The following is a 1050-nucleotide window of genomic DNA, read 5'->3' on the forward strand; positions in this document are numbered from 1 at the left end:
TCAGACTGTAAAAATACTTTTTAATAGGGTTAATACAAATCCTTTGATATTGATGGTTAAAAAGCAGAGGTTTTTCTGTAAGCATTGTGAGTCAACATTTATGGCCAAAACACCTATCGTAGATAGGGGGTGCTTCATATCGAATGATGTTAAGAGGTCAATAGTTTTAAACCTATGTGAGACTAAGTCAATGGACTTAATTGCAAGAGAACACTGTGTATCTCCTATTAGTGTTGCCAGGATACTCCGTTTAACTGAAGATAGGAGAAGAAAAAATTATCTTCCTAGGGTTCTATCAATAGACGAATTCAAGTCAGTAAATACAGTTGATGCGTCTATGAGTGTAAATTTAACTGATTTAGAAGGCGGTCATATTTTTGATATTCTGGCGGATAGAAGACAAAGATACCTCTTTGAGTATTTTAATTCATATTCCTTGAAGGTGAGAAAAAGGGTAGAATATGTGACTACAGACATGTATAGGCCATATATTGATCTTGCCGAGAAGGTCTTTCCAAATGCCAATATTGTGGTCGATAAATTCCATATAGTACAGCTCTTGACGAGAGAGCTAAACAAGTTAAGGATAAATGAGATGAAGAAGCTTAATACCAGGTCTAGAGAGTATAAAGTACTGAAAAGATACTGGAAAATACCACTTACTAGAAACTGGGAATTAAATAGGATATATTTTTACAAGAATAGACACTTTAAAAATATGACTAGTTCAATCGATATATTAGACTACATGTTAAAGGAATTTCCCCACTTAAAAGAGGCCTATGATTTTTATCAAAACTTCCTATTAAGTATCTCTAAAAATGATGTAGCTATGCTTGAAGATATTCTAAATACTAGGACTGATGAAATACCAATGTGTTTTAGGAAGAGCATAAAAAGCCTTAAAAAGCTTAGAAAGTATGTGCTAAACTCATTAAAATATGAATATACGAATGCTATGGTGGAGGGTAAAAATAATAAGATAAAGGTAATTAAAAGAGTATCCTACGGATATAGGAGTTTTAGGAATTTTAAGGCAAGGATAATGCT

At 32.8% G+C, this 1050-nt stretch carries 1 protein-coding gene; it reads left to right on the plus strand.

The window, feature by feature from the left end:
- A partial coding sequence (locus HMPREF1639_RS04680) for an ISL3 family transposase (RefSeq protein WP_036763885.1) occupies positions 1–1050 on the plus strand: 1050 nt, incomplete at both ends.

The sequence above is a fragment of the Peptostreptococcus sp. MV1 genome (assembly GCF_000758885.1).
In the GTDB taxonomy this organism is placed as follows: domain Bacteria; phylum Bacillota; class Clostridia; order Peptostreptococcales; family Peptostreptococcaceae; genus Peptostreptococcus.